This window comes from Pantoea ananatis PA13 (assembly GCF_000233595.1).
Classification (GTDB): domain Bacteria; phylum Pseudomonadota; class Gammaproteobacteria; order Enterobacterales; family Enterobacteriaceae; genus Pantoea; species Pantoea ananatis.
The window spans coordinates 3,281,802-3,295,915 of the sequence record NC_017554.1 but is presented as its reverse complement, the minus strand read 5'-3'; the positions used below and the strand labels follow the sequence as shown (position 1 = coordinate 3,295,915).

Sequence of the window (14,114 nt, the reverse complement as noted above, 5' to 3'; positions counted from 1 at the left end):
ACAGATTACGCTTGAGGTTAGCGCTAAACTGCGCCTAAATAAGCGTTACCGTTATTCGCCAGATTATAAAGGTTATATATGGAAGGTATCAGTATTGCCAAGCTGCTGATTATCGGTGCGCTTATCGTACTGCTTTTCGGCACCAACAAGTTACGTTCTCTGGGTGGCGATCTGGGCTCCGCAATCAAAGGCTTTAAAAAGGCCATGAAAGACGAAGACACCAGTGCAGCGCGCACCACGGCAGAAGAAACCCCTGCGGAACGCGTTTCTCATAAAGATTAACGCGGCGTCAGTTTTAGAAAAGTGTTAATTTTTATTTCTGACAGCCATAAAAAAACCAGATTGCGGGCAATCTGGTTTTTTGCTTTTTAAGGCAGCCAGCAGGCGAACGGTTATTTCACTTCCAGGCCTTTTGCCTGCATGTCGGCATGGTAAGACGAACGGACAAAAGGACCGCAGGCAGCATGGGTAAAGCCCATCGCCAGTGCCTCTTCTTTCATTTCATCAAATTCCGCCGGGCTGACATAGCGCTGAACAGGCAAATGGTGGCGGCTGGGCTGCAGATACTGACCCAGAGTTAACATTGTCACGCCATGACGACGCAGGTCACGCATGACCTCGACGATTTCAGCGTTAGTTTCTCCCAGGCCTACCATTAAACCGGATTTTGTCGGTACCTCGGGATGGGCTTCTTTAAAGCGTTCCAGCAGCTTCAGCGACCATTCATAGTTTGCACCCGGCCGCACCTGGCGATACACGCGTGGCACGTTCTCGAGGTTGTGGTTAAACACATCCGGCGGTGTGGCAGTCAGAATTTCAAGCGCACGATCCATGCGGCCACGGAAGTCAGGCACCAGCGTTTCAATTTTGATGCTGGGGCTTTTTTCCCGGATAGCCGTAATACAGTCGGCAAAATGCTGAGCGCCGCCGTCACGTAAATCGTCGCGATCCACCGAGGTAATAACCACATAACGCAGTGCCATGTCGGCGATGGTCTGGGCGAGTTTACCCGGTTCGTTTGCATCGGGTGCGTTAGGACGACCGTGGGCCACGTCGCAGAACGGGCAACGGCGGGTACAGATCGCGCCCAGGATCATAAAGGTCGCCGTGCCGTGATTAAAACATTCAGCAAGGTTAGGGCAGGAGGCTTCCTCACAAACGGAGTGGAGCCCGTTTTTACGCATTGCGGCTTTGATGCCCTGAATACGACTGGAGTCCGCCGGCAGTTTGATTTTCATCCACTCCGGCTTGCGTAGAATCTCTTGCCGGTCGACGGCCACGGTTTTCACCGGGATCAGCGCCATTTTGTCTGCGTCACGATATTTGACGCCGCGTTCCATCTGAATTGGTTTACTCATAAATCAGCAGGTTCCGGTCGGATTGCGATTTGAAAGCTGTCTCACTCAATCAGAGAAGGCGGCTTTCAACTTTATTTGAAAAAAGTGCAAAAATTATATCATCTCAACGGCCAGGAAGCAGCCAAAGACACCACCGATAAGTTACATATTTGTAAATACGCATTCACCGTTAACTCAGCGTGGGTTTTCAACCTGATGCCATTCAACCTGCTGATAACCCAACTGGCGGGCAAAGGTTTCGGCCAGCAACGGCTGAACATCGGCTAACGTGACTTCAGGCCGGAAGTGTTGCAGCTGCGTCATGTGCATTCCGGCATAGCCGCACGGGTTAATCCGTAAAAATGGCGACAGGTCCATCGCCACATTTAATGCCAGCCCGTGAAACGAGCAGCCCTTACGAATGCGCAGCCCCAGCGAGCAAATTTTTTCATCCCCAACATAGACGCCTGGCGCATCGGGTCGGGCCCGCGCCGCCACGACAAAGTGGTCCAGTACGGCAATGACCGTTTCTTCTAAGGCGGTCACCAGCTGACGCACGCCGGTTTTACGGCGTTTCACATCAATCAGAACATACATGATCTGTTGTCCAGGCCCGTGATAGGTCACCTGCCCACCACGATCGCTTTGTACCACAGGAATATCGCCAGGCATCAGCAGGTGCTCGGTTTTTCCCGCCTGGCCCTGTGTAAAGACCGGATAATGTTCCACCAGCCAGACTTCATCCCGGCTTTCGCTATGGCGCTGATCGGTATAGTGGTGCATGGCGTCTGAGGTCGATTGCCAGTCACATAACCCAAACTGGCGAATAAGAAGCGTGTCTGCAGACAAAACGAGTATCCGTTAAAGAGGGGAGACGCTGAGTATAACGCTGGCGGCGATGAAGTTAAACGCCTTCGGGATGAGAGGATGAGTACAGAGCGGCTGGGCCGGTAGGGCAGAAAATACGGGTCAGCGCGTTATCTGCGCAGCCTGACCCGCTGACCGGTGTTGACAGCGTTACAGCACCATCCGCACGATTTCAATTTTGCCCAGCTCTTCGTACAGGGTTTCGACCTGCTCAATGTGGGTGGCATTGATCGTGACGTTTACCGAGTGATAGTTACCTTTGCTGCTGGGTTTCACTTCTGGGCTGTAATCGCCGGGTGCATGGCGTTGCACGACCTCAAGCACCAAATCAACCAGCTCCGGCTGTGCCAGCCCCATTACTTTGTAGGTAAATGGGGTAGGGAATTCGAGCAGTTCATTCAGTTTGGTTTTCATAATCACTCCGGTACATAAAAAACAGGCTCCCGCCGAAGCGGGAGCATCATATTAACCTGTAATGGGGGCAGAGTGGCGGTTTTTCAACCGCCAGGCACCATTAACCGAACCAGTGGTGGAACATCAGTTTGATATAGTCAACGATACGACTGAAGAAGCCGCCTTCAGAGACTTCATTTAACACCACCAGAGGACGCTGATCGATAGTTTTGCCATCGAGCTGGAAATTGATACTGCCAACCACCTGGTTTTTCTTCAGTGGCGCATGCAGCTCGGTATTGGTGAGGACATAGCTGGCTTTCAGATCTTTCATCCGGCCGCGTGGAATGGTCAGATAAGCATCTTTTTCAACGCCCAGTTGGACGCGATCGCTGTTACCAAACCACACGGGCTCAGAGGCAAACTCTTTCCCGGCTTTCAGCGGTGCGACGGTTTCAAAGAAGCGGAAACCCCAGGTCAGCAGCTTTTTACTTTCCGTTTCGCGGCCTTTGAAGGTATGACCGCCCATCACGGCAGAGATCAAACGCATCTGTCCTTCTGTCGCAGAGGCCACCAGGTTATAGCCTGCTGACGCGGTGTGACCGGTTTTGATGCCGTCAACGGTCAGGCTGGTATCCCATAACAGACCATTGCGGTTCATCTGACGAATATTGTTAAAGGTGAACTCTTTCTCTTTATAAACCGCGTACTCTTCAGGAACATCACGGATAAGCGCCTGGCCAATCAGCGCCATGTCGCGTGCTGAGCTGTATTGACCTTCCGCATCCAGGCCATGAACGGTCTGGAAATGCGTGTTTTGCAGACCCAGCGCTTTCACGTAGTTGTTCATCAGGCCAACAAAGGCATCCTGGCTGCCGGCGACATAATCGGCCATCGCCACACAGGCATCATTACCGGACTGCAGAACGATACCGCGCGTTAACTGGGAAACCGGAACGCGGTCGCCAGGCTTCAGGAACATTAAGGATGAACCTTTGAATACCGGATTACCGGTCGCCCACGCATCCTGCCCCACGGTAACGATATCGTCCTGGTGGATTTTTCCTGCTTTAACTGCCTGACCGATGACGTAGCTGGTCATCATCTTCGTCAGGCTCGCCGGGTCGCGGCGTGCGTCCGCGTTTTTCTCTGCCAGCACTTTGCCTGAATTGTAGTCGATGAGGACATAAGCTTCGGCATCAATGTCCGGTACGCCGGGAATCATGGTCTTGAGATTAACATCATCAGCGATGGCAGCATGGCTGAGGGAGAAGGCGATCAGTGATCCCACTGTCAGGCGTTTTAACAAACGAGAAGGTTTCAGCGTGTTCATGTGTGGGACGACAACATCCATGGGTTTAAGGTTTAAAAAAGTCACTCATCATAACAAATGCCTGATTTTCAGACATCCGGCTTAGTGAATGAGTTGTTAGCAGAGGTTACCTGTCACGGTAACCTCTGTCGATTAACGACCTGCGGTGGTAACGAAGGCCGCACTCTGGCCTTCGCTGCTCAGCCGTTGCTGTAAGGCCACGGCTTCTGCACGGGTTTTATAACCACCAAGCTGCACGCGGTACACATTGCCTGCGTTTTCCACAGCGCCAGGAACGCCAAAGCGCTGGCGTAAACTGTTAACTAACTGCCGGGCCCGTGCTGCATCATTAATGGCACTCACCTGAACGACATAGCCTGAAAGGGATGAGGCACTCTGGCTGGCGGCGGGCTGGCGGGGTGATGCGGCGGCACTGGCCGCAACCGGCGCGGCTGCGACAGGGGGGCTGGCAGCGGGCTCACTGCTTTCCAGCACGCCGCTGGGTAACGGCTGCGGCGCGCCCAGGAAGCCGCTACTTTGCACTGGCGCGCCCATAGCATTATTGCTTTGCAGCGTCGCATTGCTGATGGGTGAAATATCCTGAGCCTCGGGTTCAGCCGCCGGGGCGGTCTGCGGCTGGCTGCTACCGTTCATGATGGGTTGACTGCCACCGCTCATGCCTTGTGGGCTGCTCATGACCGGACCGTTCAGGTCGGGACGCGCAGGCAGGGCATAGCTCTGTTTTGCCACGACGGTGCCGATGGTGCCGGGGCCGGAAAGCGTGCCATCCGGTGCGACACTGATGTAATCAACCCGCACGCGGGAATTGTTGGAGATATTCAGGCGGTCACCTGCCGCACGGGACAGATCGATAATGCGTCCCGGCGTATACGGGCCGCGATCGTTAACCCGCACCACAATCTGGCGGCCGTTTGCCAGGTTTGTCACGCGAACGTAGCTGGGCAGGGGCAGCGTTGGATGGGCAGCCGTCAGGGCATCGGGATCAAAGGTCTCGCCCGTCGCAGTACGATTACCCTGGGCTTCCTCACCGTACCAGGCGGCCAGCCCCACTTCACTGTAGTTGGCCGGATTTTTGATGATACGGTAGTTTTTACCGTTGACGCTGTAGTCCTGATTGGTCGACGGATTGACCGGCTCATAACGAGGCTCAACGCCAGGAATCTCTACCACCGGGCCGTTATAGGCAGGCTGCGGTGGCGCACTTTGTTGTTGCGGTTCCTGGGTAGAACATGCAGCTAAAACCATTGAAGCCAATACAACGCCAAGCCAGTCCTTACGCATCTGCGACCTCTTAAACACTTTTAGATAACATTTTTCGGTGTGTGTGGATCGACATTACGATGCCAAATCCCGCCATAAGCACAATAAGCGCCGAGCCGCCGTAACTGACCAGCGGCAACGGAACGCCAACCACCGGTAAGATACCACTAACCATGCCAATGTTAACGAAAACATAGACGAATAAAATCAACATTAACCCCCCGGCCATCACCCGGCCAAAGGTGGTTTGCGCACGGGCAGCCACGATGAGTCCACGCATAATCAACAGCAGGTACAGCACCAGCAGCAACAGTACGCCCACCAGTCCCAGCTCTTCTGCCAGCACGGCGAAAATGAAGTCGGTGTGACGCTCCGGCAAGAACTCCAGCTGTGATTGCGTCCCATGCAGCCAGCCTTTACCGCGCAGTCCGCCAGAGCCAATAGCGATTTTAGACTGAATAATGTGGTAACCCGCGCCAAGCGGATCGCTTTCGGGATCGAGCAGCATCATCACGCGGTCTCGCTGATAGTCATGCATCAGGAAGAACCACAATATGGGGATAAAGGCCGCAACTAACAGGACGGCGATACCAATCAGCTTCCAGCTCATGCCAGAGAGGAACAGCACAAATAATCCCGAGGCCGCGACCAGAATCGAGGTTCCGAGGTCAGGCTGCGCGGCCACTAACAGCGTAGGAAGGAAAATCAGCACCAGAGCGATGGCGGTGTTTTTCAGGGTCGGTGGGCACACGTCGCGGTTGATAAAGCGCGCGACCATTAAAGGAACGGCGATTTTAGCGATCTCAGAGGGCTGGAAGCGGATAAAACCCAGGTCCAGCCAACGCTGCGCCCCTTTACTGATTTGGCCAAAGGCATCCACGGCGACGAGCAGGATGACACTGACAATATACAGGTAAGGCGCCCAGCCTTCGTATACCCGGGGCGGGACCTGGGCCAGCACCAGCATAATGATCAGCCCCATGGCGATCTGGCCGAGCTTACGCTCCATCATGCCGGGATCCTGCCCGCTGGCGCTCCAGATAACAATGGCGCTAAAGGTCAGCAGCGCGAGGATAATCAGCATAAATAGCGGATCAATATGCATGCGCATCCATATTGACCGCTTCTGCGGGCTGTCATTCATCGACATGATTATTCACCTTCGTAGCCTGGCGGTGTGGGGGCCGCATCCGGCAGGACAGTATTATTGTCACCTAACATGATGTGATCCAGTATCTGACGCATTACCGTGCCTACGGCGGGTCCGGCTCCGCCGTTTTCCAGAATCATGGTCACGGCGACACGCGGTTTATCGTAAGGGGCAAACGCGGTCATCAGCTTGTGGTCACGCAGGCGTTCTGCGATTTTGTGTGCGTTATAGGTTTCGTTCTCTTTCAGACCGAAGACCTGAGCCGTACCCGATTTCGCGGCAATTTTGTATGGCGCATCGGCAAAGCTCTTGTGAGCCGTACCATTGGGGCGATTGGCCACGCCATACATCCCGTCTTTGGCAATTTCCCAGTAGCCCGAGTGGATATCGCCTATCGGCTGGGAAGGCGGTTGACGATAAGGCACCAGGGTGCGGCCTTCGCGCGTGGCGCGCAGCATATGCGGCACTTTGATAACCCCGTCGTTGATGAGGATCATCATCGCTTTGTTCATCTGCAATGGTGTTGCCGTCCAGTAGCCCTGACCGATACCAACAGGAATGGTATCACCCTGATACCAGGGCTTTTTAAAGCGGCGCATTTTCCAGTCGCGCGTCGGCATGTTACCCGCGCTCTCCTGGGGTAAATCAATGCCCGTACGTTCACCGTAGCCGAATTTGGTCATCCACTCCGACAGGCGATCGATGCCCATGTCATAGGCGACCTGATAAAAGAAAGTGTCCGCAGACTCTTCCAGCGATCTGGTGACGTTCAGACGACCGTGGCCCCACTTTTTCCAGTCGCGATAGCGTTTTTCAGAGCCGGGCAGTTGCCACCAGCCGGGATCGAACAGGCTGGTATTTCGGTTGATAACGCCTGCGCTGAGCGCGGAAACGGCGACATAGGGTTTGACCGTTGAGGCTGGCGGATAGGCGGCCTGAATAGCGCGGTTATACAGTGGACGGTTTTCATCGCTCAGTAATCCGCGATAGTCTTTGCTGGAAATTCCGTCAACAAACAGGTTCGGATCGTAACTGGGCGTGGACACCATGGCCAGAATTTCTCCGGTGCGGGGATCGCTGACCACCACTGCGGCACGACTGCCGGCTAACAGCGTTTCGATGTACTGCTGCAGTTTCAGATCAATGGTCAGATAGATATCACGCCCGGCCTGCGGGGATTGCTCGTGCAACTGACGAATAACCCGGCCACGGTTGTTTACCTCAACCTCTTCATAACCGGTTTTACCGTGCAGCAGGTCTTCGTAATAGGCTTCGATACCGAGTTTACCGATATCGTGCGTAGCCGCATAGTTTGGCCATTTACCTTCTTTGTCCAGACGCGCCACATCCCGATCGTTGATTTTCGATACGTAGCCCACAACGTGGGTCAGGGTTTGCCCAAAGGGATAGTAGCGGCGCTGGTAGCCTTTGACTTCCACGCCGGGAAAGCGGTACTGGTTCACGGCAAAGCGTGCAACCTGCACCTCATTAAGGCCGGTTTTTACCGGGATAGAGGTAAAGCGACGTGAGCGCTTACGCTCTTTTTCAAACGCCTCAATATCGTCATCGGTGAGTTCGAGCACAGGGCGTAAGTTTTGCAGCGTTTGTTTTAAATCGTCGACCTTTTCCGGCACCAGTTCTGCCTGATAAATCGTGCGGTTCAGGGCCAGCGGCGTGCCGGTACGGTCATAAATAATGCCGCGGCTGGGTGCAACCGGCACCAGCTTAATGCGGTTTTCATTTGACCGGGTACTGTAGTCGTCGAAACGTAAAATCTGCAGGTGATAGAGATTAACCACCAGCACGGAGGAGAGCAGTAAGATGCCGACAAAAGCGATAAAAGCCCTGCGGACAAAGACTTTTTGTTCGGCGCTGTAATCGCGAAAGGCGTTGCTTTGTAATTTCATCCGCTACTTGTAATGTCTGGAGTGAGCTTATCGGTTATTCACGATGATAAGGATGATTTGTCGTAATGCTCCATGCACGATAGAGGCTCTCTGCAACCAGCACGCGCACCAGCGGATGAGGCAACGTTAACGTTGAGAGAGACCAGCTTTGTTCCGCCGCCGCTTTACAGGCCGGCGCTAATCCTTCAGGCCCGCCAATCAACAGGCTGACGTCACGGCCATCCTGCTTCCAGCGTTCCAGCTGCTGCGCCAGCTGTGGGGTTTCCCAGGGTTGTCCGGGGATATCCAGCGTCACAATGCGGTTGCCTTTACCTGTCGCTGCCAGCATCGCTTCGCCTTCCTTTTCCAGAATGCGTTTGATGTCGGCATTTTTCCCGCGTTTCCCCGCAGGGACTTCCGTTAACTCAAACGGCATGTCTTTGGGAAACCGACGCAGGTATTCCATAAAACCGGTCTGAACCCAGTCAGGCATTTTGGTGCCGACGGCAACAAGCTGCAATTTCACCGCTTAACCCCAGAGCTTTTCCAGTTCATACAACTGACGACTCTCTTCCTGCATGACGTGCACGATCACTTCGCCCAAATCCACAACGACCCAGTCAGCGGCGGCTTTACCTTCCACGCCCAGCGGCATCAGGCCGGCGGCACGGGATTCCTGCTCGACGTGTTCCGCGATAGAGGTCACGTGGCGCGTTGAGGTACCGGTACAAATGATCATGAAATCAGTGATGCTCGATTTGCCCTGAACGTCGAGAGTCACGATGTTCTGGCCTTTCAAATCATCAATCTTATCAACAACGAACTCTTGGAGTGCTTTACCTTGCAAAAGGTTCCCCTTCAAAACTGGTGATAGCGGGCTGGCTGAAACCCGGAAGACAGCCAAAAAATTTAGCGGCGCAGTATATCACGCCCATATCAGTCGCGATATAAGCCGGCGCGGTCGATGTAGGTTATCACAGAGGCGGGCAATAAATCGTCGCAGGCGAGGTGCTGATGGCGGCGCTGTCTGATCTCGGTGGCCGATATCGCATAAAGCGGGGTTTCCGCCAGCCAGATCGCCCCTGCAGGACGTTGGTGAAGCTGCTGGCTGTCTTGTGTTACATGGCTGTCCAGCCAGCGTTGCATTGCTGGAGACGCCATTTCCGTCGGATAGCCCGGTCGCTTGCAGACCAAAAGATGGCACAGGCTAAGCAGCTCCTGCCAGCGATGCCATTTTTCCAGCGACAGCAGAGAGTCCTGACCAATAATAAAACCCAGAGGTTGTTCACCCCGTTCGGCACGCAGCGCTTCTAAGGTATCGACCGTCCACGAGGGCGTATCACGTTGTAATTCCCGCGTGTCGATGTCAAAAAGCGGCAAATCGCGAATAGCGCACTCGAGCATTTCAACCCGCTGCTGCGGACTGGCCTCTGGTTGGGGCCGGTGCGGCGGCACATTATTGGGCAGCAGTGTGATCCTCGACAGGCCAATCTGCCCGGCCAGCGTTTCCACCGGGCGCAGATGACCAAAATGCACAGGATCGAAGGTACCGCCAAACAGCGCGTGTAAATCAGACATGGGCGAGGCTCGCAGGGAAAGCGCGATTGGCAATCAACATCGACAGCGTCTGCAACTGCGGCCAGACCGACTGACCATAATCCTGCTTTAGAGTAAGTTCGATTTGCATCAACAGATGAATGGCCTGCTGTAGCCTGGAGGCATCAAGGCGCTGAAGTGCTTCCGTAAACAGGTTGCGACGGTTTTGCCAGATACGCTGCTGATCCATTAGCGTGCGCAGCGGCTGTTGCGACTGATGCCGTTGCAGATGCAGCAGGGTCATCAAATCGCGCTGCAGGGTGCGGAGCAATATCGCCACTTCGCTCTCTTCTCTTTCTAACTGCTGCAGGATGTGCAAGGCGCGGCGGCTTTTGCCGCCGAGTAGCGCATCCACCCAGTGGTAGGGCGTGAAGTGAGCGGCATCGCTGACGGCGGCTTCAACGCGCGGCAGGGTCAGTTTGCCATCGGGCCATTGCAGTGACAGCCGTTCAAGCGCCTGGGCCAGAGCCAGCAGATTACCTTCATAGCAGTAACACAACAGCTGGACGGCCGCATCATCGATATCGAGCTTGAGGGTTTTTGCTCGGCTGACAACCCAGCGGGGGAGCTGAGCCTGTTCGGGTGTCTGGCAGGGGACCAGCACGGCATGAGCGGAAAGCGCTTTAAACCAGGCACTGTTTTCCTGGGCTTTACTGAGCTTCGCCATTCGGCAAATCAGCAAAATATCGGCGTGAAGCAGCGGGGCCAGCTTGATCAACTGCTCGGCAATCGCCGCGTTAGGGCCATTTTCCGGGAACTGCAACGTTAACGTTTGACGCTGGGCAAACAGGCTCAGCGACTGGCAGCTCATAAACAGGCTGTCCCAGTCGGTCTGCGCATCCAGTGTAAAACTCAGATGTTCTTCAAAGCCCTGTGCCAGGGCACTGGCCCGAATCGCATCTGCACTTTCCTGCAACAGCAAGGGTTCATTACCGGTTAATAAATAACAGGCGCGCAGCCCCTCACGGAGCTGCGCGCTGAGTTGTTCCGGATAAATCCTGATCATTTCGACTTGGTTGCCGCAGAGGAAGAGACCCCGGCAGCAGGCTGAACCGCTTTTGAAACCGTCGATGTAGAGGGCATCTGCTGATTTTCCATCTGCGCGGCATGCACGGTAAGCAGCTTACGAACCAGCTGTTCGGCAGCGCGCTGACGCATCTCCTGCATAATCATGTCCTGCTCAGCATCTTTCGCCAGCGCCGCGTTCGGGTTATCAAAGAACGAGCGGTAGACGGTTGCGCTGATCGGATAGATCCCTTTATTGGGGATCAGCACCTGAGCAGAAACCGACATCGTCAGCTGATACTCCGCTGTGGTACCGCTGATAAACACGGATGCGGTACTACGGCTTTGTGCTTCTCCACCAAGACGCATCGTCGGGACGGTCAGGCTGTTTTTCTGCGTCGCCTCAACAATATTGACGTTGTTAATCCGCAGCTGCTGGCGCACGGTACGCGTCAGCGGGCCATAAGGGTCACCACTGTCTAAAATCAGCGTTCTCAGTTCAGTTGGCACCTGAGTGGTGCCGCGCGGATGAAAACCACAGCCGGCGGTGATCACCACCGCCAGCATGACAAACAACCTGATAATCGGATGTCGCACAGTTCCTCCTGAACTTAACCCACAACCAGGTTAAGCAGTTTGCCCGGTACATAAATGACTTTACGAATGCTAACACCATCAAGGTATTTCGCCACTAATGGTTCCTCAGCCGCACGAGCCTGAACCTGTTCCTGGGTAGCATCGGCTGCCACGGTAATTTTACCACGGACTTTACCGTTAACCTGCACGACAACCAATAAGGCATCCTCAACCATCGCGGCGTCATCGGCAACCGGCCATTCTGCATTGTCGATGGTGCCTTGGCCGCCCAGCGTTTGCCACAGTACGAAGCAGGCATGAGGCGTGAACGGATACAGTAAACGCGTCACGGCGAGTAACGCTTCCTGCATCAGTGCACGATCCTGTTCGCTGTCCTGGGGTGCACGCGTCAGCTTGTTCATCAGTTCCATCACGGCGGCAATCGCGGTGTTAAAGGTCTGACGGCGGCCGATATCGTCGGACACTTTGGCAATAGTTTTATGCAGATCGCGACGTAAGCCTTTCTGATCATCGTTCAGACTGGCAACGTCCAGAGCGACAGTCGCACCTTTCTGTGAATGGTCATAGGCCAGTTTCCAGACGCGCTTCAGGAAACGGTTCGCGCCTTCAACACCGGATTCCTGCCACTCCAGCGTCATGTCGGCCGGTGAGGCAAACATCATAAACAGACGTACGGTATCGGCGCCGTAGCGCTCAACCATCAACTGTGGGTCAATGCCGTTGTTTTTCGACTTCGACATTTTGCTCATGCCTGCGTAGATCACCTCACGGCCCTGTGTGTCCACGGCTTTGGTAATGCGGCCTTTCTCATCACGCTCGACGGTGACGTCAACTGGAGACACCCAGTTACGTTCGCCGTTGACGCCCAGATAGTAGAACGCATCCGCCAATACCATGCCCTGGCACAGCAGACGTTTAGCAGGCTCATTCGAGTTTACCAGGCCTGCATCGCGCAGCAGCTTATGGAAGAAACGGAAATACATCAGGTGCATGATGGCGTGTTCGATACCGCCCACATACTGATCCACTGGCAGCCAGTAGTTCGCTGCAGCCGGGTCCAGCATGCCATCTTTATAGTCCGCACAGGTGTAGCGCGCGTAATACCATGAAGACTCCATGAAGGTGTCAAAGGTATCGGTTTCGCGCAGCGCAGGCTGACCGTTCACGGTGGTTTTTGCCCACTCGGGATCGGCCTTAATCGGGCTGGTGATGCCGTCCATGACCACATCTTCAGGCAGGATAACCGGAAGCTGATCTTCTGGCGTGGGCATCACGGTGCCGTCTTCCAGCGTCACCATCGGAATGGGCGCGCCCCAGTAGCGCTGACGGGAAACGCCCCAGTCGCGCAGGCGGTAATTGACTTTACGTACGCCAACACCTTTCGCTGCCAGCGCATCCGCAATGGCGTTGAAACCGGCACTGTGATCCAGACCGCTGCACTCGGCGGAGTTAAACAGCGTGCCTTTATCGGTCATTGCGCCAGTGCTTACGTCCGGCTCGCTGCCGTCCAGGTTCAGGATCACCGGCTTGATCGGCAGATCGTATTTCGTGGCAAACTCCCAGTCACGCTGGTCATGTGCCGGAACCGCCATCACGGCACCCGTGCCGTATTCCATCAGCACAAAGTTCGCGACCCAGACAGGAACAGCCTCACCTGTTAACGGGTGCACCGCAGACAGGCCAGTGGCCATGCCTTTCTTTTCCATGGTGGCCATATCGGCTTCGGCCACTTTGGTATTGCGGCATTCGGCAATAAAGTCAGCGAGGGCAGGATTGCTGGCAGCCGCCTGCAGCGCCAGCGGATGACCGGCGGCCACGGCGACATAGGTCGCGCCGTAGAAGGTATCTGGACGCGTGGTATAAACCGTGACTTTCTCAAGGCTGTCCGCCACGTCAAAGGTGATTTCCACGCCTTCAGAGCGGCCGATCCAGTTACGCTGCATGGTTTTGACCTGCTCAGGCCACTCTTCCAGCGTATCCAGATCGTTTAACAACTCTTCGGCGTAATCGGTGATTTTGATAAACCACTGTGGGATCTCTTTACGCTCAACTTTGGTGTCACAGCGCCAGCAGCAGCCGTCAATAACCTGCTCGTTGGCCAGTACCGTCTGGTCGTTCGGGCACCAGTTCACCGCCGAGGTTTTTTTGTAAACCAGGCCTTTCTCATAGAGTTTGGTAAAGAACCACTGTTCCCAGCGGTAATACTCTGGCTGACAGGTCGCCAGTTCGCGGCTCCAGTCATAGCCAAAGCCCAGCAGTTTAAGCTGGTTTTTCATATACGCGATGTTGTCATAAGTCCAGGGGGCGGGCGCGGTGTTGTTTTTTACCGCCGCGCCTTCCGCAGGCAGACCGAACGCATCCCAACCGATAGGCTGCAGCACATTTTTGCCGAGCATGCGCTGATAACGCGCGATGACGTCGCCGATGGTGTAGTTACGAACGTGACCCATATGAAGGCGGCCAGAAGGATAGGGCAACATGGACAGGCAATAATATTTCTCTTTGCCTTCCTGCTCAGTCACTTTAAACGTTTCGTTTTCATCCCACTGCTGCTGAACGCGGGATTCAATCTCTTCCGGGCGGTATTGCTCTTGCATGGCTGCCTGTGGTCCTTAATAAATGACACTTTGCTGACTTTACGATCCGCATAGCATACCCATAAGGCCGCGCATCAACAACACTTCCCACTT

At 54.8% G+C, this 14,114-nt stretch carries 14 protein-coding genes; 1 reads left to right on the top strand and 13 read right to left on the bottom strand.

The features are described from left to right. Window positions 1-78: 78 nt before the first annotated feature. Window positions 79-282 carry a twin-arginine translocase subunit TatE gene (gene tatE, locus PAGR_RS15545; protein WP_013025006.1) on the top strand — a complete coding sequence of 68 codons (204 nt, stop codon included), beginning with the start codon at window positions 79-81 and terminating at the stop codon, window positions 280-282. 110 nt (window positions 283-392) lie between these two features. Here tatE and lipA read toward each other — a convergent pair whose 3' ends face one another. The 13 genes from lipA to leuS all read right to left on the bottom strand — a co-directional run bounded on the left by lipA (window position 393) and on the right by leuS (window position 14,021). Next, a complete protein-coding gene (lipA, locus tag PAGR_RS15540) occupies window positions 393-1,358 on the bottom strand; it encodes a lipoyl synthase (RefSeq protein WP_013025007.1) in 966 nt (321 codons plus the stop codon). A gap of 174 nt (window positions 1,359-1,532) precedes the next feature. After that, window positions 1,533-2,186 (bottom strand): lipoyl(octanoyl) transferase LipB, encoded by a 654-nt coding sequence (lipB, locus tag PAGR_RS15535; protein WP_014606316.1) that lies wholly within the window; start codon window positions 2,184-2,186, stop codon window positions 1,533-1,535. Between the two features lie 168 nt (window positions 2,187-2,354). Next, window positions 2,355-2,618, bottom strand: a complete 264-nt coding sequence (ybeD, locus tag PAGR_RS15530; RefSeq protein WP_006118404.1) for a DUF493 family protein YbeD — start codon at window positions 2,616-2,618, stop codon at window positions 2,355-2,357. Window positions 2,619-2,718: 100 nt separating this feature from the next. Beyond that, window positions 2,719-3,930: a D-alanyl-D-alanine carboxypeptidase DacA gene (gene dacA, locus PAGR_RS15525; protein ID WP_019106261.1), complete on the bottom strand. Its 1,212-nt coding sequence runs from the start codon at window positions 3,928-3,930 to the stop codon at window positions 2,719-2,721. A 132-nt stretch (window positions 3,931-4,062) separates the two neighbouring features. Continuing rightward, window positions 4,063-5,211, bottom strand: a complete 1,149-nt coding sequence (gene rlpA, locus PAGR_RS15520; RefSeq protein ID WP_014606315.1) for an endolytic peptidoglycan transglycosylase RlpA — start codon at window positions 5,209-5,211, stop codon at window positions 4,063-4,065. 10 nt (window positions 5,212-5,221) lie between these two features. Then, window positions 5,222-6,334, bottom strand: a complete 1,113-nt coding sequence (gene mrdB, locus PAGR_RS15515) for a peptidoglycan glycosyltransferase MrdB (protein ID WP_024471157.1) — start codon at window positions 6,332-6,334, stop codon at window positions 5,222-5,224. Between the two features lie 8 nt (window positions 6,335-6,342). Further along, window positions 6,343-8,247, bottom strand: coding sequence for a peptidoglycan DD-transpeptidase MrdA (gene mrdA, locus PAGR_RS15510; protein ID WP_013025013.1), 1,905 nt, complete (start codon window positions 8,245-8,247; stop codon window positions 6,343-6,345). A gap of 34 nt (window positions 8,248-8,281) precedes the next feature. Continuing rightward, window positions 8,282-8,752: a 23S rRNA (pseudouridine(1915)-N(3))-methyltransferase RlmH gene (rlmH, locus tag PAGR_RS15505; protein ID WP_013025014.1), complete on the bottom strand. Its 471-nt coding sequence runs from the start codon at window positions 8,750-8,752 to the stop codon at window positions 8,282-8,284. Between the two features lie 3 nt (window positions 8,753-8,755). Further along, window positions 8,756-9,073: a ribosome silencing factor gene (rsfS, locus tag PAGR_RS15500; RefSeq protein ID WP_014606314.1), complete on the bottom strand. Its 318-nt coding sequence runs from the start codon at window positions 9,071-9,073 to the stop codon at window positions 8,756-8,758. 89 nt (window positions 9,074-9,162) lie between these two features. After that, complete coding sequence (gene nadD, locus PAGR_RS15495; protein ID WP_014593165.1) at window positions 9,163-9,804, bottom strand: nicotinate-nucleotide adenylyltransferase; 642 nt, start codon at window positions 9,802-9,804, stop codon at window positions 9,163-9,165. Continuing rightward, window positions 9,797-10,828 (bottom strand): DNA polymerase III subunit delta, encoded by a 1,032-nt coding sequence (holA, locus tag PAGR_RS15490; RefSeq protein WP_014606313.1) that lies wholly within the window; start codon window positions 10,826-10,828, stop codon window positions 9,797-9,799. Before holA ends, nadD begins: the two co-directional genes overlap by 8 nt. Next, complete coding sequence (gene lptE, locus PAGR_RS15485; RefSeq protein WP_014606312.1) at window positions 10,825-11,424, bottom strand: LPS assembly lipoprotein LptE; 600 nt, start codon at window positions 11,422-11,424, stop codon at window positions 10,825-10,827. The genes holA and lptE overlap by 4 nt, the downstream gene beginning before the upstream one ends. Before the next feature lie 14 nt (window positions 11,425-11,438). Continuing rightward, the gene (gene leuS / locus PAGR_RS15480) at window positions 11,439-14,021 is read right to left on the bottom strand and encodes a leucine--tRNA ligase (protein ID WP_014593168.1); all 2,583 of its coding nucleotides are present in this window, start codon (window positions 14,019-14,021) and stop codon (window positions 11,439-11,441) included. Window positions 14,022-14,114 lie beyond the last annotated feature (93 nt).

What these genes read in the sequence shown, in the direction of transcription:
- tatE (WP_013025006.1), top strand. Translation starts at nt 79, where the DNA reads ATGGAAGGTATCAGTATTGCCAAGCTGCTGATTATCGGTGCGCTTATC.
- lipA (WP_013025007.1), bottom strand. Translation starts at nt 1,358, where the DNA reads ATGAGTAAACCAATTCAGATGGAACGCGGCGTCAAATATCGTGACGCA.
- ybeD (WP_006118404.1), bottom strand. Translation starts at nt 2,618, where the DNA reads ATGAAAACCAAACTGAATGAACTGCTCGAATTCCCTACCCCATTTACC.
- dacA (WP_019106261.1), bottom strand. Translation starts at nt 3,930, where the DNA reads ATGAACACGCTGAAACCTTCTCGTTTGTTAAAACGCCTGACAGTGGGA.
- rlpA (WP_014606315.1), bottom strand. Translation starts at nt 5,211, where the DNA reads ATGCGTAAGGACTGGCTTGGCGTTGTATTGGCTTCAATGGTTTTAGCT.
- mrdB (WP_024471157.1), bottom strand. Translation starts at nt 6,334, where the DNA reads ATGAATGACAGCCCGCAGAAGCGGTCAATATGGATGCGCATGCATATT.
- mrdA (WP_013025013.1), bottom strand. Translation starts at nt 8,247, where the DNA reads ATGAAATTACAAAGCAACGCCTTTCGCGATTACAGCGCCGAACAAAAA.
- nadD (WP_014593165.1), bottom strand. Translation starts at nt 9,804, where the DNA reads ATGTCTGATTTACACGCGCTGTTTGGCGGTACCTTCGATCCTGTGCAT.
- holA (WP_014606313.1), bottom strand. Translation starts at nt 10,828, where the DNA reads ATGATCAGGATTTATCCGGAACAACTCAGCGCGCAGCTCCGTGAGGGG.
- leuS (WP_014593168.1), bottom strand. Translation starts at nt 14,021, where the DNA reads ATGCAAGAGCAATACCGCCCGGAAGAGATTGAATCCCGCGTTCAGCAG.